Origin of the sequence: Achromobacter xylosoxidans (assembly GCF_002192695.1) — a bacterium.
In the GTDB taxonomy this organism is placed as follows: domain Bacteria; phylum Pseudomonadota; class Gammaproteobacteria; order Burkholderiales; family Burkholderiaceae_B; genus Achromobacter; species Achromobacter xylosoxidans_C.
On record NZ_MTLG01000058.1, the window covers coordinates 86,424 to 108,943 of the forward strand.

The 22,520-nt window shown below is 62.5% G+C and carries 18 protein-coding genes, 1 tRNA gene and 2 pseudogenes; 16 read left to right on the forward strand and 5 right to left on the reverse strand.

Features of this window, described 5'->3' with window-relative positions; translation table 11 throughout:
• The first annotated feature begins 1 nt into the window (after position 1).
• The 15 genes from BRO63_RS09810 (at position 2) to BRO63_RS09880 (ending at position 17,239) form a co-directional block, all read left to right on the forward strand.
• Positions 2-640: a YfgM family protein gene (locus BRO63_RS09810; RefSeq protein ID WP_088139585.1), complete on the forward strand. Its 639-nt coding sequence runs from the start codon at positions 2-4 to the stop codon at positions 638-640.
• Between the two features lie 5 nt (positions 641-645).
• Positions 646-1,803 (forward strand): outer membrane protein assembly factor BamB, encoded by a 1,158-nt coding sequence (gene bamB, locus BRO63_RS09815; protein WP_088139586.1) that lies wholly within the window; start codon positions 646-648, stop codon positions 1,801-1,803.
• Positions 1,804-1,828: 25 nt separating this feature from the next.
• Complete coding sequence (der, locus tag BRO63_RS09820) at positions 1,829-3,181, forward strand: ribosome biogenesis GTPase Der (protein ID WP_088139588.1); 1,353 nt, start codon at positions 1,829-1,831, stop codon at positions 3,179-3,181.
• Between the two features lie 3 nt (positions 3,182-3,184).
• Positions 3,185-4,258 (forward strand): histidinol-phosphate transaminase, encoded by a 1,074-nt coding sequence (gene hisC, locus BRO63_RS09825; RefSeq protein WP_088139589.1) that lies wholly within the window; start codon positions 3,185-3,187, stop codon positions 4,256-4,258.
• Between the two features lie 155 nt (positions 4,259-4,413).
• Positions 4,414-4,650, forward strand: a complete 237-nt coding sequence (gene hfq / locus BRO63_RS09830; protein WP_006218585.1) for an RNA chaperone Hfq — start codon at positions 4,414-4,416, stop codon at positions 4,648-4,650.
• 84 nt (positions 4,651-4,734) lie between these two features.
• Positions 4,735-5,841: a GTPase HflX gene (hflX, locus tag BRO63_RS09835; RefSeq protein WP_059378961.1), complete on the forward strand. Its 1,107-nt coding sequence runs from the start codon at positions 4,735-4,737 to the stop codon at positions 5,839-5,841.
• Entirely contained in the window at positions 5,807-7,105 is a 1,299-nt protein-coding gene (hflK, locus tag BRO63_RS09840; protein ID WP_088139591.1) for an FtsH protease activity modulator HflK, read from the forward strand. Before hflX ends, hflK begins: the two co-directional genes overlap by 35 nt.
• A gap of 18 nt (positions 7,106-7,123) precedes the next feature.
• The gene (gene hflC / locus BRO63_RS09845; protein WP_088139592.1) at positions 7,124-8,026 is read left to right on the forward strand and encodes a protease modulator HflC; all 903 of its coding nucleotides are present in this window, start codon (positions 7,124-7,126) and stop codon (positions 8,024-8,026) included.
• Between the two features lie 264 nt (positions 8,027-8,290).
• Complete coding sequence (locus BRO63_RS09850) at positions 8,291-9,448, forward strand: ATP phosphoribosyltransferase regulatory subunit (RefSeq protein ID WP_088139594.1); 1,158 nt, start codon at positions 8,291-8,293, stop codon at positions 9,446-9,448.
• 76 nt (positions 9,449-9,524) lie between these two features.
• Entirely contained in the window at positions 9,525-10,820 is a 1,296-nt protein-coding gene (locus BRO63_RS09855; protein ID WP_042792859.1) for an adenylosuccinate synthase, read from the forward strand.
• An 84-nt stretch (positions 10,821-10,904) separates the two neighbouring features.
• Positions 10,905-11,447 (forward strand): phosphoribosyltransferase, encoded by a 543-nt coding sequence (locus tag BRO63_RS09860; protein WP_042792860.1) that lies wholly within the window; start codon positions 10,905-10,907, stop codon positions 11,445-11,447.
• A 389-nt stretch (positions 11,448-11,836) separates the two neighbouring features.
• Positions 11,837-12,049, forward strand: a complete 213-nt coding sequence (gene rpsU / locus BRO63_RS09865) for a 30S ribosomal protein S21 (protein ID WP_006218592.1) — start codon at positions 11,837-11,839, stop codon at positions 12,047-12,049.
• A gap of 19 nt (positions 12,050-12,068) precedes the next feature.
• A complete protein-coding gene (dnaG, locus tag BRO63_RS09870; protein WP_088139597.1) occupies positions 12,069-14,138 on the forward strand; it encodes a DNA primase in 2,070 nt (689 codons plus the stop codon).
• Between the two features lie 748 nt (positions 14,139-14,886).
• Positions 14,887-17,151 (forward strand): RNA polymerase sigma factor RpoD, encoded by a 2,265-nt coding sequence (gene rpoD, locus BRO63_RS09875; protein WP_088139599.1) that lies wholly within the window; start codon positions 14,887-14,889, stop codon positions 17,149-17,151.
• 9 nt (positions 17,152-17,160) lie between these two features.
• Positions 17,161-17,239 (forward strand) — tRNA-Ile (locus BRO63_RS09880).
• A 16-nt stretch (positions 17,240-17,255) separates the two neighbouring features.
• Here BRO63_RS09880 and BRO63_RS09885 read toward each other — a convergent pair.
• The 4 genes and pseudogenes from BRO63_RS09885 to BRO63_RS09900 form a co-directional block, all read right to left on the reverse strand.
• Positions 17,256-17,526: pseudogene (locus tag BRO63_RS09885) on the reverse strand (tyrosine-type recombinase/integrase); the annotation flags it as partial.
• A 6-nt stretch (positions 17,527-17,532) separates the two neighbouring features.
• Positions 17,533-18,225: pseudogene (locus BRO63_RS09890) on the reverse strand (IS3 family transposase); the annotation flags it as partial.
• Between the two features lie 694 nt (positions 18,226-18,919).
• Positions 18,920-19,999, reverse strand: a complete 1,080-nt coding sequence (locus BRO63_RS09895; protein ID WP_088139602.1) for an acyltransferase family protein — start codon at positions 19,997-19,999, stop codon at positions 18,920-18,922.
• Positions 20,000-20,380: 381 nt separating this feature from the next.
• The gene (locus tag BRO63_RS09900; protein WP_088139657.1) at positions 20,381-20,539 is read right to left on the reverse strand and encodes a DUF6726 family protein; all 159 of its coding nucleotides are present in this window, start codon (positions 20,537-20,539) and stop codon (positions 20,381-20,383) included.
• Positions 20,540-20,864: 325 nt separating this feature from the next.
• Between BRO63_RS09900 and BRO63_RS09905 the strand changes: the two genes are divergently transcribed.
• The gene (locus BRO63_RS09905) at positions 20,865-21,458 is read left to right on the forward strand and encodes a BPSL1445 family SYLF domain-containing lipoprotein (protein WP_088139659.1); all 594 of its coding nucleotides are present in this window, start codon (positions 20,865-20,867) and stop codon (positions 21,456-21,458) included.
• Between the two features lie 15 nt (positions 21,459-21,473).
• Here BRO63_RS09905 and BRO63_RS09910 read toward each other — a convergent pair whose 3' ends face one another.
• Positions 21,474-22,406 carry a LysR family transcriptional regulator gene (locus BRO63_RS09910; RefSeq protein ID WP_088139604.1) on the reverse strand — a complete coding sequence of 311 codons (933 nt, stop codon included), beginning with the start codon at positions 22,404-22,406 and terminating at the stop codon, positions 21,474-21,476.
• Positions 22,407-22,520: the final 114 nt, after the last annotated feature.

Consider the following 22,520-nt stretch of genomic DNA (forward strand, 5'->3'; position numbering starts at 1 on the left):
CATGGCATACGATCTCGAAGAACAGGAAAAACTCGACGCAATCAAGGCGTGGTGGGCGCGTTACGGCACCCTGATGGTCACGCTGGTGGCGGCGGTCGCGCTGGCCTCGGGCGGCTGGTGGGGCTGGAAGGCCTATCAATCGCACCGCGCCAACCAGGCGATGGGTTACTTCGAAGCGCTGGAAGATGCGGCCCGCCTGGGCGGCGCCGACTCGTCGGTGCGCATCAAGACCGCCGCGGCCACGCTGCGCGAACAATATCCGTCCACCGGCTATGCCACGCGCGGCGCGCTGGTGGCGGCCCAGGCGCTGCAGGCGCAGAAGGACGAGGCCGGCGCCCGCGAGCAGCTGGAATGGCTGGCCGGCCAGGGCAAGAACCCGTCCATGCAAGCCGTCGCGCGCCTGCGCCTGGCCGGCATGTTGCTGGACCAGAAGCAATACGATCCGGCCTTGGCGCAACTGAACAATCCGCCGGCAGCCTTCGCCGCCTTGTTCGCGGATCGCCGCGGCGACATCCTCGCCGCGCAAGGCAAGCGCGAGGAAGCGCGCGCCGCATGGCAAAGCGCCATTGATGGCCTGGGTACGGCAAATCCCCTGACCCAGGTTGTGCAACTGAAACTGGATGCCCTGAGCGGAGCGTGACTGTAATGCGTAAATTTGCACCTGGTCGTACGTGGCGTGGCGCCGTTTGCCTGGCGGGCTTGCTCGCCCTGGGCGGATGCGGCATGTTTTCCAATGATGACGGCCGCTACGATCCCGCACCCCTGACCGAATACAAGGCCGGCATGTCCGTGCGCCAGGTCTGGAGCGTCTCGGTCGGCAGCGGCTCGGGCCTGGGCTTTGCGCCCACGGTGCTGGGCGATGCCGTCTACGCCGCCACGCCGGATGGCTCGGTCGGCAAATTCGACCTGCAGAGCGGCCGCGCCATCTGGAAGGCCAAGGTCGACGGCAAGTTGTCTGCCGGCGCCGGCAGCGACGGCACCACCACCGCCGTGGCAGCGCCGAACGGTGACGTCATTGCCTTTGACGACACCGGCAAGGTGAAGTGGAAGGTCCGGGCCACCAGCGACGTGACCATTCCGCCCGTCGTGGGCTATGGCATCGTCGTGGTCCGCAGCGGCGACTACCGCATCCAGGCTTTCGACGCCAACAGCGGCGAGCGCGTCTGGAACGTGCAGCGCCCAGGTCCCTCGCTGGCCCTGCGCAGCGTGTCGCAGATGGTCCTGGCCGAAGGCCTGGTCATTACCGGCCTGCCGGGCGGCAAGCTGATGGCCATCGCGTCCAATAGTGGTAACGTGCAATGGGAAGGCACCGTCGCGACGCCGCGCGGCGCCAGCGACCTGGAGCGCCTGACCGACGTGGTCGGCGCACCCCGTATCGCGGGCAATCTGCTTTGCGGCGTGGCCTACCAGGGCCGTATCGTCTGCTTTGACGTCACGGCCGGCGGCCGCCCGTTGTGGGCCAAGGACTACTCCAGCGTCAGCGGCCTGTCGCTGGACGAGCGCTTCGCCTATGCGGCGGACCAGAACAGCGTGGTCAATGCATTTGCATTGGATAATGGCGGGAATGTCTGGAAACAGGCAGCATTGAAGAACCGCCAGGTCACCGCGCCCGCCATGCTGGGCGGTGCGTTGGCAGTCGGCGACCTGGACGGCTACGTGCATTTCCTGTCGCGCAGCGACGGCAGCCTGATGGCGCGCCTGTCGGTGGGCGGTGGTCCCGTGGTTTCGCCGCCGCAGACCACTTCCCAGGGAGTGCTGGTCCAGACGGGGAATGGCAACCTCGTCCTGATCGGCGCCAACTAAAACCTATAGAACAAAGCCTTACACCGTGTCTTTCAAGCCTGTCGTCGCCCTGGTCGGCCGCCCCAACGTGGGGAAGTCGACCCTATTCAACCGCCTGACGCGATCGCGCGCCGCGCTGGTGGCCGATTATTCCGGCCTGACCCGCGATCGCCATTACGGCGAGGGCAGGGTAGGCGAGATCCCCTTCATCGTCATCGATACCGGTGGTTTCGAACCCGTCGCCAAGGACGGCATCCTGCTGGAGATGGCCCGCCAGACCCGGCAGGCCATCGCCGAGGCCGACGTCGTGGTGTTCCTGGTGGATGCCCGCGCGGGCATCAATGCCCATGACCACGAAATCGCCCAGCTGCTGCGCAAATCCGGCCAGCAGCGCGTGCTGCTGGCGGTGAACAAGGCGGAAGGCATGGGCGCCGGTTCGGCCATCTCCGAATTCCATGAACTCGGACTGGGGCAGCCCTATCCGATTTCGGCGGCGCACGGCGACGGCATCGTCGACCTGATCGAGCTGGCCCTGAAGGACCTGGCCGAACCGCCCGCCGAAGAAGACGCGCCCGAAGAGGGCGAGCACGACCACCGCATCAAGCTGGCCATCGTCGGCCGTCCCAACGTCGGCAAGTCCACGCTCATCAACACCTTGATGGGTGAAGAACGCGTGATCGCGTTCGACATGCCGGGCACGACCCGCGACGCGATCGAGATCGACTTCGAGCGCGACGGCCGCCGCTATACGCTGATCGACACCGCGGGCCTGCGCAAGCGCGGCAAGGTGTTCGAGGCGGTCGAAAAGTTCTCCGTCATCAAGACGCTGCAGGCCATCGAGGCCAGCAACGTCGTGCTGTTGATGCTGGACGCGCAAACGGAAATTTCCGAGCAGGATGCCCACATCGCCGGCTTCGTGCTGGAAACGGGACGCGCCGTGGTCGTGGCCATCAACAAGTGGGACGGCCTGGACGGCGAAGCCAAGGAGCGCATCGAACGCGAGTTCCAGCGCAAGCTGCGCTTCCTGTCGTTCGCGCGCATGCACACCATCTCGGCCTTGCGCGGGCAGGGCGTCAAGCCCTTGCTCAAGTCCATCAACGCGGCGCACGCCGCGGCTTTTGCCAAGCTGTCCACGCCCAAGCTGACGCGCGAGCTGCAGACCGCCGTCGAGCAGCAGCAGCCGCCTCGCAAGGGCATCTTCAGGCCGAAGATGCGCTATGCGCACCAGGGCGGACAGAATCCGCCGCTGGTCGTCATCCACGGCAACGCGCTGGACGCCATTCCGGACTCCTATCGCCGCTACCTGGAAACGCGCTTCCGCAACGCGTTCGACCTGGCCGGTACGCCGCTGCGCATCGAATTCAAGTCTTCGCACAACCCCTACACGCAGGAAAGCTGATCCATGAGCCGCTTCTGGAGTCCCGTGGTCGGGACGCTCAGTCCGTATGTGCCGGGCGAGCAGCCCAAGCTTCAGAACCTGGTCAAGTTGAATACCAACGAGCACCCCTACGGTCCGTCGCCCAGGGTGCTCGACGCGATCCGCTCAGCCTGCGACGACACGCTGAAGCTCTATCCGGACCCTTCGTCCGACCGCCTGCGGCAGACCATCGCCAGCACGGTCGGCGTGCAGCCGGGCCAGGTTTTCGTGGGCAACGGTTCCGACGAAGTGCTGGCGCACGTGTTCCTGGCGCTGTTGAAGCATGAGCGGCCGCTGCGCTTCCCGGACATCACCTACAGCTTCTATCCGGTCTATTGCGGCCTGTATGGCATCCAGTACGAAACGGTGCCGCTGACGTCCGATTTTCGTATCGACGTCGACGATTATCTGCCCGGCGGCAAGGGGCAGGCAGGCGCCATCATCTTCCCGAATCCCAATGCGCCCACCGGCCGCGCGCTCAGCGCGGCGGAGGTCGAGCGCATCGTGGCCGGCAACCCCGACGCGGTCGTCGTGGTGGATGAAGCCTATGTGGATTTTGGCGGAGAGTCCGTCATTCCTTTGGTGGAACGCCACGACAATCTGCTGGTCGTGCAGACGCTGTCCAAGTCGCGTTCGCTTGCGGGCCTGCGCGTTGGTTTTGCGGTGGGCAGCGCCGAACTCATCGGCGGGCTGGAGCGAGTAAAGAACAGTTTCAATTCCTACCCCATCGATCGTCTGGCATCCGCCGGTGCGGTAGCGGCCCTGGAAGATGCGGAGTATTTTGAACGGACTCGCCAGGCTGTGATCGAAACCCGGTCGCGGATGACGGCGGGCCTGGAGTCCCTGGGTTTCGAGGTGCTGCCGTCAGCTGCGAATTTCGTGTTCGCGCGGCACCCCTCCTGGGATGCTGCGGGCCTGGCGGCATCCCTGCGCGAACGCAGCATCATCGTGCGCCATTTCCGCCATGAACGCATCGACCAATTTCTGCGCATTACCGTGGGCACCGACGAGCAGTGCAAGCTGCTTCTGAAGGCGCTTGCGGAGGTTCTGCAGGCGTGAGCGGCCGGGGCTTCCTATTGGAAAACTCTGGTGTCACTTTTTGCATTCCGGCCAAGTAGCACGGGCCGGGAAAACCCTGTAGAGTACAAGTTTCGGCGTACCCCACCAGTACAGAAGTACGCCACCACTCAATAACAAACAATGGAGCCTGGCCAATGAGCAATAAAGGGCAAACTCTGCAAGATCCGTTCCTGAACACGCTGCGCAAGGACCATGTGCCCGTGTCGATCTACCTGGTGAACGGCATCAAGCTTCAAGGGCAAATCGAATCCTTCGACCAGTACGTGGTGCTGCTGCGCAATACGGTCACGCAAATGGTCTACAAGCACGCCATTTCCACCGTCGTCCCCGCGCGCGCCGTGAATTTTCAGGTGGAAGTCCCTGCTGAGTAATCTCGCTCCAGCTTTACCTTTTATTGCCCGCCGGACGGTCATCGTCGGCGGGCATTTTCGCTTTGGCTCCAATATGGTGCATGTATGCGCGCTCTGATTATCAGCGTGGATCTGGGAGATCCGGACTTCGCGGCCCATGCCGAGGAATTCGCCATGCTGGCCAAGGGCGCTGGCGCGGAAATCGTCGGCACCTTGACGGCTCGGCGCGACCGCCCCGACGCCAAATTCTTCATCGGTTCAGGCAAGGCTGACGAGGGCGTGGCCATGGCTCAGGCCTTGCTGGCCGACATCGTCCTGTTCGACCAGCCGCTGTCCCCCGCACAGCAACGCAATCTGGAACGCGCCTTCAATCTGCGCGTGGTCGACCGTGTTGCGCTCATTCTCGATATCTTCGCGCTGCGCGCGAAGAGCCATGAAGGCAAGCTGCAGGTCGAATTGGCCCAGTTGCAGCATCTGGCCACGCGCCTGACCCGCATGTGGAGCCACCTGGAACGGCAGCGCGGCGGTATCGGCATGCGCGGACCCGGGGAATCCCAGCTCGAAATGGACCGGCGCATGATCGGCGCCAAGGTGAAGGTGTTGCGCGAGCGCCTGGACAAGGTCGAGCGCCAGCGCGTGACCCAGCGCCGGGCGCGCGCCCGCGGCGGCGCGCTGTCGGTGTCGCTGGTCGGCTATACCAACGCCGGCAAGTCCACCTTGTTCAACGCGCTGACGCGCGCGGACAGCTATGCCGCCGACCAGTTGTTCGCCACCCTGGACACGACCACGCGCCGCATCTGGATCGAAGGGGCGGGCTCGGTGGTGGTGTCCGACACGGTCGGCTTCATCCGCGACCTGCCTCACGGCCTGATTGCGGCGTTCCGCGCCACCCTGGAGGAAACCGTGCACGCCGACCTGCTGCTGCATGTGGTCGATGCCGCCAGCCCGCAGCGCGACGAACAGATCTTCGAGGTCAACAAGGTTCTGGCGGAGATCGGCGCGGCCGCCATTCCCACCATTCTCGTATACAACAAGATCGACCTGGCCGGATTGGAGCCGCGGGTGGAACGCGATGCACATGGTACGATTGCGCGAGTATTTGTAAGCGCCACCGAGCGCGCCGGTTTGGATGCGTTGCGCGGGGCAATTGCGGAAACCGGACAGATTGTGGGAAACAATGCCGCGAATTATCAAACTCTTCAATCTGAATGACCCCGGCTGGGGTCGTGGGAACAACAATGGCTCCGAGCCGCCGCCCAAGCGGCCTCAAGGCAACGGAGACGGCCCACCCGACCTGGACGAGGTCTGGCGCGATTTCAACAATCGCATCGGATCCCTGTTCGGGCGCAAGGGCGGGGGCGGCAATAACCGCCCTGGCAACCGCGGCGGCATGACGCCGCCGTCGCCGCGCGGTGCGCGCATCGGCCTGGGCGTCATCGCCCTGGTCGCGGCCGGCATCTGGCTGGCCAGCGGTTTCTACATCGTGCAGGAAGGCCAGGTCGCGGTCGTGACACAGTTCGGCAAGTACAAGTCGACGTCGCAAGCCGGTTTCCAATGGCGCATGCCGTATCCCATCCAGAGCCACGAAATGGTCAACGTGTCGCAGCTGCGCACGTTCGAGGTCGGTTTCCGTGGCGGCGCGCGCAACAAGGTCTTGCCCGAAGCGCTGATGCTCACGACGGACGAGAACATCGTCGACATGCAGTTCGTCGTCCAGTATCGCCTGCGTGCCGACGGCGCGCCCGATTACCTCTTCATGACGCGCGACCCGGACGAATCCGTCCGCCAGGCCTCAGAAACGGCCATGCGTGAAGTCGTGGGCAAGCAGTCGATGGACTTCGTGCTCTACGAAGGCCGCACCACGGTGGCCACGCAAGTGCAGACCCTGATGCAGCAGATCCTGGACCGCTACCAGACCGGCGTGCAGGTCAGCACCGTCGCCATCCAGAACGTGCAGCCGCCCGAACAGGTGCAGGCTGCATTCGATGACGCCGTCAAGGCGGGCCAGGACCGCGAGCGCCAGATCAACGAAGGCCAGGCCTACGCCAACCAGGTCGTGCCGCTGGCCAGCGGCCAGGCATCCCGCATGACCGAGCAGGCCGAAGGCTACAAGGCCAAGGTCGTTGGCGACGCCCAGGGTAATACCTCGCGCTTCACCAGCATCCTCGGCGAATACGAGAAGTCGCCGCAGGTCATGCGCCAGCGCATGTATCTGGAAAGCATGCAGGAGATCTTCACGCGCGCCAGCAAGGTCATGGTCGACACCAAGAGCAACAACAACATGTTGTACCTGCCCTTGGACAAGATCATGCATCTGGCCGCACAGGACGCCAGCAAGTCCGGTGTCGCCGGTTCGGGTTCGCCCACGCTGGCTCCGCCCGCGCAGTCGCCGGCGCGCGGCAGCGCCGCGCCGGTGCCTCAGTCTTCCGGCAGCAGCAATAGCAACACGCTGCCCCGCGACCGTACGTCGCGCTAACCCGGAGGAGTCCTGATCATGCAACGTCTCATGCCCATCCTGGTCGGCCTGCTCATCGTGCTGGCCGCCCTTTCTTCCTGCGTCTTCGTCGTGCGCGAGCGCGACTACGCCCTGGTGTTCTCGCTGGGTGAAGTCCGCAGGACCATCAACGAACCCGGCCTTTACTTCAAGGCGCCGCCTCCGTTCCAGAATGTCGTGACGCTCGACAAGCGCATTCTGACCATCGAAACCAACGAAGCCGAACGCATCCAGACTTCCGAAAAGAAGAACCTGCTGATCGACTCGTACGTCAAGTGGCGCATCCTGGATCCGCGCCAGTACTACGTTTCCACCGGCGGCAACGAGCGCGTGGCGCAGGAGCGCCTGCAGGCGCTGATCCGCGACGCGCTGAACGCCTCGGTCAACGTGCGCACGGTGCGCGACGTGGTTTCGACCGAACGCGACAAGATCATGGCCGAAATCCTGACCAACGTCGCCAAGCGCGCCGAGCCCTTGGGCGTGCAGATCGTCGACGTGCGCCTGCGCCGCATCGAGTTCGCGCCGGAAATCTCGGAATCGGTGTATCGCCGCATGGAAGCGGAGCGTACGCGCGTCGCCAACGAGCTGCGCTCCATCGGCGCCGCCGAAGGCGAAAAGATCCGCGCCGAAGCCGACCGCCAACGCGAAGTCATCGTGGCCCAGGCCTACGCCAAGGCCCAAGGCATCATGGGCGAGGGCGACGCCGCGGCCGCCGCGATCTATTCGCAGGCCTACGGCAAGAACCCGCAGTTCTACACGTACTACAAGAGCCTGGAAGCCTACCGCGCTTCGTTCTCCAAGCCGGGCGACGTGCTGGTTGTCGACCCCAGCTCCAGCTTCTTCCAGTTCTTGAAGGACCCCACCGGCGACGCCCTGGCGCCGGTCACCGTGCCGGCCAAGTGATGCGGCGACGGTAATGCGGAATAAAAGCCCCTTGGAAATCCAAGGGGCTTTTTGCTTGCCGGCGCGGCGGCATCCTGAAGCCTGCGCAATAGGGGACAGTTTCGCGCCCATGGCAGCTCCGGCTGGCGTTGGCCGCCGAACCATGTACAATACCCCGTAAGCTAGAAAACATTCCGCAGCGGCTGAGCGGGCTTACGCCCCCTCAGCCGCTTTTTCGTTTGGGCGACGCCCACGCATCACTTGGCGTTCTTCAGGTAAACATTCATGGGTAACTGGTTGCTGCCCGAGAGCCTTGCCGACGTACTTCCGGCAGAGGCCCGGCGCATCGAGGAATTGCGCCGCGAACTTCTCGATCTGTATCGCACTTACGGTTTCGAGCTGGTCGCGCCGCCCCTGGTCGAATACATTGATTCATTGCTGTCCGGCACCGGCAGCGATCTGGATCTGCGCACCTGCAAGCTGGTTGATCAACTGTCCGGCCGCACCTTGGGCGTGCGCGCGGACATGACGCCTCAGGTCACGCGCATCGACGCGCACTTGTTGAATCGCGCGGGCGTTACCCGCCTGTGCTATTGCGGCAACGTGCTGCACGCTCGCCCGGCGGACCTGCTGTCCAGCCGCGAGCTGTTGCAGATCGGCGCTGAAATCTACGGCCATGCCGGTTTCGAGGCCGACCTGGAGATCATCCAGCTGGTGCTGGAAACGGTGGCGATCGCCGGCGTGCGCAACCCGAGGTTGGATCTGTGCCATCCGGGCGTATTGCGCGCTCTTCTGGAATCCGATCCGGCAGCGGCGGCGCTGTCGCAGGACGTCATCCTGCTGATGCGCGAGAAGGACGTTCCGGGGCTGGGCGAACTGGCAGAGCGGGCTCCCGGCCTGCGTGCGGAGACCCTGAAGGCCCTGCAGTTGCTGCCCAAGCTGTACGGCGGACCGGAAGTGCTGAAGGAAGCGCGCCGTGAACTGCCTTTGCTGCCGGGCGTCGTGGCCGCGTTGGACGCGCTGCAGTTGGTGGTTGATGCCATGCCCAATGTGGCGTTCGGCGTGGATCTGGCCGACGTAGGCGGCTATGGCTACCATTCCGGCGTGAAGTTCGCGCTGTATGCCGAAGGCTGGCGCGATGCGCTGGTCAGCGGCGGCCGTTATGACGATGTCAGCCGTGCGTTTGGCCGGGCCCGTCCCGCCACCGGCTTCAGTCTTGATTTACGCAAGCTGGCGGCGGGTTTGCCGCCGGCGGAAAGGGCGCGTGCGGTACGTGCGCCCTGGGGGCAAGCCCCCGCCCTGACCGAGGCGGTGCGCCGCCTGCGCCGGTCGGGGGAAATTGTCGTTCAGGTATTGCCCGGTCACGAGCAGGATCAGGACGAATTCGTTTGCGATCGCGAGCTGGCGCTGCAGGATGGCGCCTGGACGGTCAGAACGCTGTGACTAACTCCCTCTCGGCAACGAGAGGGCCGCGGGGAGATTTCCGGATTTCCCGAGAAACTCGATATTGATTCGTAACATGAGCAAGAACGTAGTCGTAATCGGCACCCAGTGGGGTGACGAGGGCAAGGGCAAGATCGTCGACTGGCTGGCGGAATCCGTCCAGGGCGTGGTCCGCTTCCAAGGCGGTCACAATGCCGGCCATACGCTGTGGATCAACGGCAAGAAGACGATTCTTCGCCTGATCCCGTCGGGCATCATGCATCCCGGCGTCACCTGCTTCATCGGCAATGGCGTCGTGCTGTCCCCGGAAGCCCTGCTCAAGGAAATCGAAGAGCTTGAGGCCGCCGGTCTGGACGTGCGTTCGCGCCTGCAGATTTCCGAGATCTGCCCGCTGATCCTGCCGTACCACGTCGCCATCGACAAGGCGCGCGAAGCGCGCAAGGGCGACGGCAAGATCGGCACAACCGGTCGCGGCATCGGCCCCGCGTACGAAGACAAGGTCGCCCGCCGCGCGCTGCGCGTGCAGGACCTGTTCAATCCCGCGCTGTTCGACGAAAAGCTCGCCGAAGTGCTGGATTATCACAACTTCGTGCTGACCAAGTACCTGGGCGCCGAGGCGGTTTCCGCGAATGAAGTGCGCGACCAGGCCATGGCGCTGGCTCCGGCCATCGCCCCGATGGTCAAGGACGTGTCGAGCAACCTGTACGCCATGCAACAGGAAGGCAAGCGCCTGCTGTTCGAAGGCGCGCAGGGCGCGTTGCTGGATGTGGACCACGGCACCTATCCCTTCGTCACCAGCAGCAACTGCGTTGCTGGCGCGGCCTCGGCCGGCGCGGGTGTCGGTCCGCAGCAGCTGGATTACGTCCTGGGCATCACCAAGGCCTACACCACGCGCGTCGGTTCGGGCCCGTTCCCCACGGAGCTGGTCGACGAGATCGGCACCCGCCTGGCCACGATCGGCAAGGAATTCGGTTCCGTCACGGGCCGTCCGCGCCGCTGCGGCTGGTTCGATGGCGCCGCGCTCAAGCGCTCGGTCCGCCTGAACGGCATCACTGGCCTGTGCATCACCAAGCTGGACGTGCTGGACGGTCTGGAAACCATCCAGCTGGGCGTCGGCTACCGCGTCAACGGCGAGTTCCGCGACGTGCTGCCCTATGGCGCGCATGCCGTGGCGCAGGCGCAGCCGGTGCTGGAAGAACTGCCCGGCTGGAGCGAATCCACCGTTGGCATCACCGAATACGACAAGCTGCCCCAGGCGGCGCGTCGCTACCTGGAGCGCGTGGCCGAAGTTTGCGGCGTACCTATCGACCTGGTGTCGACCGGCCCGGACCGCAATGAAACCATTGTGCTGCGTCATCCCCTGAAGGGCTGACATCGGGTTATTATTCGCAAGGCCGCCGCCGGTCTCATACCGGCGGCGGCCTTTTCGTATTTATTAAGCAGGAGATGCTTGCCTATGAGCACGCCGACCAATGATGACAGCCATCTGTGGGTGACGTGGGACGACTACAACCGCCTGATCGAGCGCCTTACCTTGCAGGTGCATCAATCGGGTTGGAAGTTCGACAAGATTCTTTGCCTGGCGCGCGGCGGCATGCGCGTCGGTGACGTTATGTCCCGTATTTTTGATGTGCCGCTGGGCATCCTCGCCACGAGCAGCTATCGCGAAGCGGCCGGCACCAAGCAGGGCGACATGGATATCGCCCAGTTCATCACCATCACGCGCGGCACCTTGTCCGGGCGGGTGTTGCTGGTGGACGACATGGTCGATACCGGCAAGACCTTCAGCAAGGTCTACGATCACCTGAAGAGCCAGTTCGCCGACATCACCGAGCTGCGCAGCGCGGTGCTGTGGTGGAAGGGCCATTCCCAGGCGACGCCGGACTACTACGTCGACAAGCTGCCGACGAATCCCTGGATTCACCAGCCGTTCGAAGACTACGACAGCCTGCGTCCGCATCAGCTCGAGGCCTGGATCCGCAAGGGCTCCAAGAGCTGAGCATGGTGTTTTGGCAGGAGAGGGCATTCTGGCCGCCCAGGGCGCCAGACTGTCCCTCCAGTAGTCAAAACAGCCATGACCATGCTAGAATCGTTGGTTATCGCTAAACCGAACTTGGCTTGTTACTCTTTGGGTAGTCTTTGGGTAACGGAAACAGCCAGCGGAAATCCGGGATGGGTCTGTGGTTCAGGGCTGCTAGCAGCGCTGCAATCGGAGTCCGGCGCCCGGATTGCGCTTTCAAGGTTCCCCGTTCGCGGTACCTGCCTCTGTTGGTATGATTTTGGTATCGACGAGGCCGTTTACGCGTACCTGGACCCGCGCAGCGTTGCTGGTAAGCAAGCCAGGTTTGTCATCAACTTTTGTTACCCTACAAGCAGGCCAATCACTTTATGCCTATCGTTCGACTGAAGGAAAACGAACCGTTTGAAGCCGCTCTGCGCCGCTTCAAGCGCACCATCGAAAAGACCGGTTTGCTCACCGAGCTGCGTTCGCGCGAGTTCTATGAGAAGCCCACGGCCGAGCGCAAGCGCAAGCACGCCGCCGCTGTGAAGCGCCACTACAAGCGCATCCGTAGCCAACAACTGCCCCCGCGCCTGTATTGATTTTTGATTCCCGAATCTATTGATTCCAGAATCATTCATCCAGGATTTGCTCGCCCGAGTCGACGTCGTCGACGTAGTCGGGCGATACGTGCAGTTGAGAAAGGGCGGGGCCAACTTGCTTGGCCTGTGCCCTTTTCATAACGAAAAAAGTCCCTCGTTCACTGTCAGCCCCACCAAGCAGTTCTATCACTGCTTCGGTTGCGGAGCGCATGGCAGCGCCATCACCTTCCTGATGGAACACACGGGCGCCAGTTTCCCCGATGCCGTGCGTACGCTCGCGGCATCGGCGGGAATGACGGTCCCCGAAGAAAATCGCAGTCCACGCCAGCAGCAGGAATCCGCGCGCCGCAAGGCCGAGGAATCCCGCCACACGCAGGTGCTGGATGCCGCTCAGGCGCATTACCTCAAGCAGTTGCGGGCATCGCCCGCGGCGATCCGCTATTTGAAGCAGCGCGGCCTGACGGGTGAAATCGCGGCGCATTTCGGCCTGGGTTGGTCGGGTACCGACCGCCACGGCCTGTCGCAAGTTTTTCCGAACTACGAGGACCCTGTCCTGGTCGAGTCCGGGCTGGTCATCGAATCCGAGGACGGCCGCCGCTACGACCGCTTCCGGGAACGGGTGATGTTCCCGATCCGCAATGCGCGGGGCAGTCTCATCGGCTTCGGCGGCCGCATCATCGGCAAGGGCGAACCCAAATACCTGAATTCGCCTGAAACCCCGCTGTTCTCCAAGGGGCATGAGCTCTACGGACTGTGGGAGGCGCGCCTGGCCATACGCCAGGAAGGCCAGGTCATCGTGGTCGAAGGTTACATGGACGTGGTCGGCCTCGCGCAGCAAGGCATCGCCAATGCGGTGGCGACGCTGGGCACGGCCACCACGCCGGACCATGTCAAGAAACTGCTGCGCGCCAGCGACAAGGTCATCTTCAGCTTCGACGGGGATGGGGCGGGCCGGCGCGCCGCGTGGCGGGCATTGCAGGCCTGTCTGCCGGTGCTGCGCGACGATATCGCGATCCGCTTCCTGTTCCTGCCCTCGGAACACGATCCCGACTCGTATGTGCGCGAATTGGGCGCGGAAGCCTTCCGGGCATGCCTGGGCGAGGCCGTGGCGCTGTCCCGCTTCCTGCTGGATGAGCTGGCTTCGCGGCACAACATGGACGAAGCCGAAGGGCGGGCCAGTTGCCTGCACGAGGCCAAGCCCTTGCTGGCAGCCATTCCCGAATGCGCGCTGCGCGTGCAGATCGAACGGGAAATGGCCAAGCTGGTGCAGCTGACGCCGGAAGAAATGGCCCAGGTGCTGGCTCAGCAACCCACCAAGCCTTTCGCGCCCGCGCCCAAGTCCAGCGCGGCGGGAGGCGAGACGGGTGCGGCTGCCGTGTCCGCGCGGGAGCACGAGGCGGGCTATCCGGACACGGGCTACGATTTCGCCGGCCATGATTTTCATGACATCCCGGTCGACGAGTCCGATTACGCGGATCAAGTCCATCTGCCGTCCCAGGGTTCCGATTTTGGCGGCGGCGGCGGTGGTGGTGGTCAGCGTAGCGGTGGCAAGCAGGAATGGAAGGGTAAAGGCGACTGGAAAGGCAAGGGCGATTGGAAGGGCGGCAAAGGCAACTGGAAAGGCAAGCGCGACAACGACGTCGGCGGCTTTGAAGGCCGCCGCACCATGCCGTCGCTGGCCAAGCGCCTGTTGGGCCTGTTGCTTGCGCACCCTGAACTGGTCGACTCCATGGGTGACCAGCAGCTTGAAGTCATCGACCACGGCCCCCATCTAGGTCTTGTAAGAGACTTGATCATGCTGGCGCAATCCAGCGGCGCGCGCCATGTCGGGGCTCTATTGGAGGCGGCGGAACCCGATTCGGATCTGGCCACGGTGCTGAAAGGGCTGCGGGCCGACCTCCTGTCCAAGGAAGATCTGCCAGACCCGCAAACCGAGTGGGACGATGCCTTGAGACGCATCGAATTCGATTCGGCCAAGCTGGAGATCGCCAAACTCGCCGCGGCGGGTTTGGCCACGGAAGAGGCGCGCAAGCGCTATCTGGAGCTTTCCAGCCGCATGGCTGTGCTGAAAGGTGCTGGAGTGCGCTAAATGCGCTAAAATCAAAGGTTGTCCGCTGGCGGAAGGTGCTCTTTGGCTGGCCGAGGCGGGGCGACAGGTGGTAGTTCGCGTGATGTTTTGGGCGAAACCTGTCTGATGTACTCGGATTGTGGTATTTGCAGTTGATTTTCGCTCGATTCTTGCTGAATTTGGCGGTAATCCTTGTGCCACGGTGCGTGGACGACAAGAAATGCATTCGGCGGGCGGAATCTATTCCGGCTGTCGGAATCTAATGGATGTATAGGGTTTGACGCGGGACCTGCGATCCGGACGCGACGGACGGTTTCCAGCAAATGGAACGTCGGGCGCGCAACGGCAGAAATAAAAGCGGATGCGCGCGTCAAATTTGTTACATAGTTAATTAATATAGCTGAGCGGTGAATCAAGCAGTTCGGCGGCGGTCATCTCCGCGTAGCGTTTGTGGTTTGGGTGCTGTGTCTACTCAGCTGCTTGGGGCAAAGGCCCGATAAGCAAGCAAAGCCTATTTATAGGCAGGCAGCCCCCCCGACGCCCGGGAGCCCCCGCAGAATGAGGCCATGCACGCAAGGCGCAGGTCCGGTATTGCACCGGAACGGCGCCAAGCGGGCTCGCAAGAGCCGGCGCTGCGAACAACGCAGCCGTGTGGCCTTGGCTGATTCACCAGATTTACCCGTATAAACCGCCGCGTTGGGCTGCCGTCCAAAGCGGCTTCATGCGGTGCAACATGCCCGAACGGGTTGCGACGACCACGGAAGCGACTATGACCAAATCCACCGGCAAATCCTCCTCTGCAATTGATGCGGCCGAGACCAAGGCCACTACGACCAAGCGTGTCGTAAGCATGGCAGCGGAAAAGGCGCCCGCCAAGACGGCGGTGAAGGTCGCCAAGCCCGCAGCCAAGACGGCCGCCAAGAAGGCGACCAAGGTTGCCGCGGCTGACAAGCCCGAGAAGGTGACCAAGGCTCGCGCCAAGAAGGCCGAAGACAAGCTCGCCGACCTGGTTGGCAGCGCGCGTCCCGTACCCAGCGGCCGCCGCCCGGGACGTCCCGCCAAGAACGCGAACAACGATTCCGACGGCTTTGACGACACCATGGACGGTGAAGGCGAAGTCCTGCCCGATCTGAAGCCGCCCAAGCGCGGTGGCAAGCGCGGCAAGGCCGATCCCAAGGATCTGATCGCCCGCGGCCCCGTGACGCCCGAAGAATACGAAGCGCGCCGCAACCGCCTGAAGCAGCTGATCAAGCTGGGCAAGGACCGCGGCTACCTGACCTACGGCGAAATCAACGACCATCTGCCTGACGACCTGGTCGACGCCGAAGCCATCGACGGCATCATCAGCACGTTCAGCGACATGGGTATCGCGGTCTACGACCAGGCGCCCGATGCCGAAACGCTGCTGATGAGCGAAAACGCGCCGGTGGCCTCCAACGACGACGACGTCGAAGACGAAGCCGAAGCCGCGCTGACCACGGTGGATTCCGATTTCGGCCGCACCACGGACCCCGTGCGCATGTACATGCGCGAAATGGGCTCGGTGGAACTGCTGACGCGCGAAGGCGAAATCGAAATCGCCAAGCGCATCGAAGACGGCCTGAAGCACATGGTCATGGCCATCTCGGCCTGCCCGACCACGATCAACGAGATCCTGGCCCACATCCTGCGCGTGCGAGAAGGCCAGGCCCAGATCGACGAAGTGGTCGACGGCCTGGTCGATCCGGAAGACGGCGAGGAATACGCCGGCGCCGGCGTCACCGCCGAGGAAGACGAAGGCGACGACGGCCCCGCCGGCGGCATGTCCAGCAAGCAGCTGGAAGACCTGCGCGTGAAGGCCCTGGCCAAGTTCGACGAAGTCGGCAAGCAATTCGAAAAGATGCGCCACTCGTACGAGAAGGACGGCTACAAGTCGGACGTCTACGTGCGTGCCCAGGAATCCATCCAGAACGAACTGATGGGTATCCGCTTCACGGCCAAGATGGTCGAGAAGCTGGCGGACACCCTGCGCCAGCAGGTCGAGGAAGTGCGCCAGCTCGAGCGCGCCGTCCTGCACACGTGTGTGGACCGTGCCGGCATGCCGCGCACGCACTTCATCAAGGTGTTCCCGGGCAACGAAACCAACATGCAGTGGGTCGTCGACGAAGTGGCCGCTGGCCACCCGTACGCCGAAACGCTGGAGCGCCAGATTCCCGCCGTGCAGGAACTGCAGCAAAAACTCATCGACCTGCAAACGCGCGTCGTGCTGCCGCTCAAGGACCTGAAGGACGTCAACAAGCGCATGGCCACCGGCGAAGCCAAGGCCCGCAAGGCCAAGCGCGAAATGACCGAGGCCAACCTGCGCCTGGTGATCTCGATCGCCAAGAAGTACACGAACCGCGGCCTGCAGTTCCTGGACCTGATCCAGGAAGGCAACATCGGCCTGATGAAGGCCGTGGACAAGTTCGAGTATCGTCGCGGCTACAAGTTCTCGACCTACGCGACCTGGTGGATCCGTCAGGCCATCACGCGTTCCATCGCCGACCAGGCGCGCACCATCCGTATTCCAGTTCACATGATCGAAACGATCAACAAGATGAACCGGATCAGCCGCCAGATCCTGCAGGAAACCGGCGCCGAGCCGGATCCCGCGACCCTGGCGCAGAAGATGGACATGCCCGAGGACAAGATCCGCAAGATCCTGAAGATCGCCAAGGAACCGATCTCCATGGAAACGCCCATCGGTGACGACGACGACTCGCACCTGGGCGATTTCATCGAAGACACGTCCACGCTGGCGCCTTCCGACGCGGCCTTGCACGGTTCCATGCGCGATGTGGTCAAGGAAGTGCTAGACTCTCTCACCCCGCGTGAAGCCAAGGTCCTGCGCATGCGTTTCGGCATCGAAATGAGCACCGACCAGACCCTGGAAGAAGTGGGCAAGCAGTTCGACGTCACGCGCGAGCGCATCCGCCAAATAGAGGCGAAAGCGCTGCGCAAGCTGCGTCACCCCAGCCGGGCCGATAAGCTGAAGAGCTTCCTGGAAGGGCAGTAATCGTTTTCTGGGCCTCTAGCTCATGCCTGGTTAGAGCAGCGGACTCATAATCCGTTGGTGCCGAGTTCGACTCTCGGGGGGCCTACCAAGAAAGTCCTGTTAATTCAGGCACCTACAGCCGCCAGTAATGGCGGCTGTTTCTTTTCCTGCGTCTGCTGTGACCAAAACGTGACCGTTTCGGCGTGCGCGGCCAGGTGTGTCGGGGCCAGGTGGGCGTACTTCTTGACCATCTCGATACGCTCCCAGCTGCCCAGCTCCTTCAGGACCATCAGTGGTGTGCCGGCCCGGACGTGCCACGATGCCCAGGTGTGGCGCAGGTTGTGAAAATGGACGTCCATCGATGCCGATGGCGCAGCATGCCCGCTCAAACATGCGGGTTCATTCGTAGCGCACGGTCTTGTTGAGCCGCTCGACGTAGGCATTCTGCTGTGGCTTTCCCGGCTGGATATATTCGAGCTTTATGCTCCATGCCCTGGCCCACTCGACAATTGCTGCGCTCAAGTATTCGGGTCCGTTATCGCACCGAATGGCTAAGGGCTTTCCCCGCCAGCCGATGATCTGCTTGAGCGTGCGGATCACGCGCTCGGACGGCAGCGAGAAGTCAACCTCAATGCCCAGTGCCTCGCGGTTGAAGTCGTCGATCACGTTGAGCGCGTGGATGCTGCGCCCATCGGCAAGCTGGTCATGCATGAAGTCCATCGACCATACCTGGTTTACGTTGGTCGGCACGGTCAGTGGCTCAGGCGTCTGTCGAAGCAGCCGTTTGCGCGGCTTGATCCGCAGGTTCAGTTCGACTTCGCGATAGATCCGGTACACATGCTTATGGTTCCAGCCGAGCCCTCGAACATCGCGCAGATACAGGAAGCACAGACCAAAGCCCCAGTTGCGGTGATTGTCGGTCAGACGCAGCAGCCAGTTGGCGATTTCCTCGTTCTCGGCGTCCAACTTGGCGACGTACCGATAGCAACTCTGGCTGACTCTGAACGCCTCGCGGGCCATCCGACTCGACATGCCGCGATCCTGCACGGCACGTTGGGCCATCTCGCGGCGGCGAGATGGCCTCACCACTTTTTTTCTAGCGCCGCTGCGCGGCTAGCTTGATCTCATCGTCGGCACCAGGCCCCTCAGTCCGCTAGAACAGCCGTCATCCGGGAAGGATGGGGAGATAGGGAGCTGTGGATCCCCACGGTAATAGGGGCGCCTGCCTTCATCGGACGTTTCGCCCAGAAAGTGCGCGCAGGTCCAGCAGCCGCGGGGGTTGCGTGAGGTTTTCCGCGATTCATGGTCTTTTCCGCAATTCGGCTTATCGCGTGGGCGCCGCCTTGTCGCCTTTGGGCGCTGGGGGGCCCTCTCGGTGGTCGTCGCCGAACCATGGCAGAGTTGCCCTGCTTCCTGTCGATCCCCGGCCTTGCCGGTCGAGTCGACTGCTCGGACGACCTTCGCCTACTGCTCTTGGAGTTTTGGCTCGCAGGTGGCCACTTCGCAAGTGACGAAGGGCTCTTGTTGTCTGTGTCGCGCTCTGTATCCAGCGAGTCACCTCAGGCTGGAGACTCTGTGACGCCGGGCGCTCGACGAGTTCATGATCGAGCTGTTCTATCGCAATCTTTAAGCGAGTGCGGAACGGTGGCTACGGCGAAGTTGGCTGAAGTGCTGCGAGTTGTCCCTAGTTTGGCGCCATTCCCTTGGGTACATCAGCGCTGGCAGGAGATGCGCAAGCAGCCATCGACGGATTGAGATCGATGGCTGCTTGCACAAAATCCACTGCCCATCACGTAGTCGCCGGTACGACAGCTGCCTGAGCGACTATTTTCTTTCTGGCGCCCAGTTTGCGCAGGAAATTACGAGATGGCCGCTCGATCAGATAGTAGGAAATCGTTGCTGTGCAAATCGCCAAGGATATCTTGTCCGCAAGGCGCAATCCTGCGATTTCGATCGACAGTACCACGTTGAGCAAGAAGTGCGTCAGATAGAGGGAGTAGGAGATCTCCCCCAGGAATACTGAGACCCGGTTTCCGAAAAGCAGGCGCCCCAGCCCTTTGTCGCAAAGTAGGCCGGCGATCAGCAGCAATGCACCACAGGTCATGATCCAGGAGTGGAAGGGGACGGTGCATGCGTAGGCGAATACGGCAATACCTGCGATGACCAGTCCATCAGAAACTGCCTTGGGGAGCTTATCGATACCTTCGATGACTCGATAAAGAGCGACCCCGACAATAAAAACAGATGAGAACTGAATCAGGAAATTCCCGTGAGCGAGTACGATGCCATTGACGTCTATCCCCGCCGCTCGAAGCAGTCTGACGTGCGGCATTTCGATGAGAAGCCAGACCGTGCCAGCCATCACCGCGGCCGCAAAAAACCTTGGAAGCTTGAACATCACAAGAGCGGCGAATGGGAACCAGATATAGGCGAACATCTCGACGCTAATAGTCCATGACAGCGCGTTCCATGAAAACTGGTTCACGAATCCCCAGGCCTGTATCAAGAGCAAATTGAGGCCAAAGGTGTACGCCGTTTCATTGGGGGTCTCGATCGGGTAGCCCGCTTTCATCAGCGCTAGAAAGGCGAATAGCGTTACCAAGTGCAGAGGGTAAATGCGGGCTATGCGCTTGTAGAAGTAGGCTCCGTATGGCGCCAGATTCACCGATTTTCTAAACTCCGGATAGACGTGGGCCATTACAAACCCACTCAGGACCAGGAAAACAATGACCCCAGAAAATCCATACAGCAGGACATGCATGAAAAGCCCATCGCCTTTCATACCCGCTCCCCACGTATAGTGCATCAGTACCACCCAAAGCGCAGCATATCCGCGCACGCCGGTGAGGGCGGGGATGTTTCGGATCATTTTTTTTCTCTATTATTTAGTTGTTATTTAAATTGTACATAGAGAAATTTTTTTGCTGCCCTCTAGGTGTTAACCATATGTCGAAACGGCATTTTCGGTGCAATGCGGTTTTTTTGTGAGGTTTGAAAATTTTATTGTTGAGTACGCCATCTGGAAATCGTATCTAAAACGTCCTATTGCTAGGGTGTTTCAGATCGTTCAGAGCGTTCATTCGGTGTATCCATAAGCGCGTTCTCCACGCCTGGCGGTGGATGACTTGGCTCCTTTTCGCTTCTCCAACCAGCCTCCCAGGCGTCAAGTTTCGCCCGCCGCCGCGAGGGTGAGCTGCACACAAAATCCTCACATTCCCGATTTCGCCGATCCGCCCCGCCGTCGCAGCAATCAATCGATGACTTCCGCGCAAGCATCCGTCGGCGCCGCAGCGACGTCGCCGACGACCGGCACGATCTTGATGGCGGCAGATGCAATACGGCAAGGGGCGGCTACCACGCCGCAACCGGACGCGAATAGGCACAGCATTGAAATCAAGATCCACTTCATTGGCCGTACTCGAAAATAGTTGACAAGGCGCAGCCCGGACAAGGGCTGGCGGTGCCGCATGGCGTCGATCTCGATTCTGTTCAGACGCGGATTCCCATCTGAAGAAAATATGCGCGATGCATGGTGAAGGCCGCATTCTGCTGTGCGTCTCTACGCCAATTAGTGGGCAAATGCTGGCCAAGTGTAATGACACTTGCTCGCCTTGGAACAGGAAGTAATGCGGACCTCGCCTGTATGGTGCCAAGGCCAGAAAATCCCCGGTAGGATGAGGGCGTTCCTGCCGGGCGCGTCCGGCAGGGCATCCAACAACAAGAAGGAGCGCTACATGCTTGATACTTTCCCCAAGGCAGGCCGTGCCGGTTTGATCGCGGCGATGCTGGGCGTGGCCAGCCTGGTGTTCACAGGCTGCACCACGACCACCGCCCAATCCTCGGCCACGGCCGCGGAAAAGCGCCAGGAACTCGATACCGCAGCCGATGCGACGCTGACCAAGCTCTATCAATCCTCGTCCCAGGCCAAGCAACTGGTGGAACGCGCACGCGGCGTGCTGGTGTTTCCGGGCGTGTTGAGCGCGAGCTTCATTGTGGGCGCCCAGCATGGAAGCGGCGTGCTGCGCGTGGGCGGCTCGGATACCGGCTACTACAGCATCACGGGCGGCTCCATCGGCCTGCAGGCCGGCGCGCAGTCCAAGGCGATGGTGGTGCTGTTCATGACGGATGGCGCCCTGGCCAAGTTCCGCGCCAGCAGCGGCTGGACGGTGGGGGCGGACGCGACGGTTGCGGTGGCCAATGTGGGCGTCAACGGCAGCATCGATACCTACACCGCGCAGCAACCCATCGTCGGTTTCGTGCTGAACAACGGCGGCCTCATGGCCGGGGTGTCGGTCGACGGCAGCAAGATATCTCCGCTGCTGCTGTAAGCGGCGCGCGCGTCCTTACAGCCCCATGGCCTTTTCCCAAGGCAATTGCGGCGGCAGGGCTTCTGTCATTGCATCCACGAAGGCCCGGATGCGCGGCGACAGATGCCGGTTCGGCAGATAGACCAGCTGGACCGGCGCGCCGGGCGCCATCCAGTCGGTCAGGATCAGCTTCAGGCGTCCGTCCAGCACGGCGGACTCCGCGATGAAGCTGGCCATGCGGGCGATGCCCGCGCCGGCCACCACGGCGTCCAGGATGGCTTCTGGATGGTTCACGTTCAGGTTGCCGCCGGGCGTGATCGTGTAGCGCTCATCGCCTTTCTGGAAATCCCATTCGTGATAGCGGCCGGTCTGCCATTGAACGTAGGCCAGGCAGTTGTGCCGTTCCAGCTCGTTGGGCGTGGCGGGCGTGCCATGCGCGGCCAGATAGGCGGGGCTGGCGCAGGTGACGTAGCGCAGCCGGGACAGGGTCTTGGCGATCACCCGCGAATCCGCCGTGACGCCGATCCGTATGGTGGCGTCCAGCCCTTCTTCGGCCAGATTGGGCATGCGGTCACTGAAATCGGCGTTGATCGAGAGTTCCGGATAGCGCGCGGTCAGCGATAGCAGCGCGGGCATGATGACCTTTCTGCCCAAGCCCACCGGCGCATGCACGCGCAGCTTGCCGCGCGGGCTCACGCTGGCTCCCGTTACTTCGGCCTCGGCGGCTTCGACTTCCAGCAGGATGTGGCGGCAACGCTGCAGCAGTAATTCGCCATCGTCGGTCAGCGACAGGTTGCGTGTGGTGCGGTTGAGCAGCTTCACGCCCAACTTGGCTTCCAGCAGCGAAACGCTCTTGCTCACCGATGCGGTGGATATGTCGAGCCGGTGCGCCGCGGCCGTGAAGCTGCCGCTGTCCGCGACGCGTACGAAATTCAGAACATGCTTGAGATGGTCTATCAGGATGTACATGGCGGCCGGGCTGATGGATGCACGCCATCTTAGCCATTCCCGCGCGCAAAGTTAAAGGTGATTTGCCCTCGGGCCCGTTTATCCGCCGCATGCCTGTCCCTACACTGAGCCGCA

Bases quoted from the DNA above. Each gene is read 5' to 3' on its own strand.
- BRO63_RS09810 (WP_088139585.1), top strand. From the start codon at position 2: ATGGCATACGATCTCGAAGAACAGGAAAAACTCGACGCAATCAAGGCG.
- bamB (WP_088139586.1), top strand. From the start codon at position 646: ATGCGTAAATTTGCACCTGGTCGTACGTGGCGTGGCGCCGTTTGCCTG.
- hisC (WP_088139589.1), top strand. From the start codon at position 3,185: ATGAGCCGCTTCTGGAGTCCCGTGGTCGGGACGCTCAGTCCGTATGTG.
- hfq (WP_006218585.1), top strand. From the start codon at position 4,414: ATGAGCAATAAAGGGCAAACTCTGCAAGATCCGTTCCTGAACACGCTG.
- hflX (WP_059378961.1), top strand. From the start codon at position 4,735: ATGCGCGCTCTGATTATCAGCGTGGATCTGGGAGATCCGGACTTCGCG.
- hflK (WP_088139591.1), top strand. From the start codon at position 5,807: ATGCCGCGAATTATCAAACTCTTCAATCTGAATGACCCCGGCTGGGGT.
- hflC (WP_088139592.1), top strand. From the start codon at position 7,124: ATGCAACGTCTCATGCCCATCCTGGTCGGCCTGCTCATCGTGCTGGCC.
- BRO63_RS09850 (WP_088139594.1), top strand. From the start codon at position 8,291: ATGGGTAACTGGTTGCTGCCCGAGAGCCTTGCCGACGTACTTCCGGCA.
- BRO63_RS09855 (WP_042792859.1), top strand. From the start codon at position 9,525: ATGAGCAAGAACGTAGTCGTAATCGGCACCCAGTGGGGTGACGAGGGC.
- BRO63_RS09860 (WP_042792860.1), top strand. From the start codon at position 10,905: ATGAGCACGCCGACCAATGATGACAGCCATCTGTGGGTGACGTGGGAC.
- rpsU (WP_006218592.1), top strand. From the start codon at position 11,837: ATGCCTATCGTTCGACTGAAGGAAAACGAACCGTTTGAAGCCGCTCTG.
- rpoD (WP_088139599.1), top strand. From the start codon at position 14,887: ATGACCAAATCCACCGGCAAATCCTCCTCTGCAATTGATGCGGCCGAG.
- BRO63_RS09895 (WP_088139602.1), bottom strand. From the start codon at position 19,999: ATGATCCGAAACATCCCCGCCCTCACCGGCGTGCGCGGATATGCTGCG.
- BRO63_RS09900 (WP_088139657.1), bottom strand. From the start codon at position 20,539: ATGAAGTGGATCTTGATTTCAATGCTGTGCCTATTCGCGTCCGGTTGC.
- BRO63_RS09905 (WP_088139659.1), top strand. From the start codon at position 20,865: ATGCTTGATACTTTCCCCAAGGCAGGCCGTGCCGGTTTGATCGCGGCG.
- BRO63_RS09910 (WP_088139604.1), bottom strand. From the start codon at position 22,406: ATGTACATCCTGATAGACCATCTCAAGCATGTTCTGAATTTCGTACGC.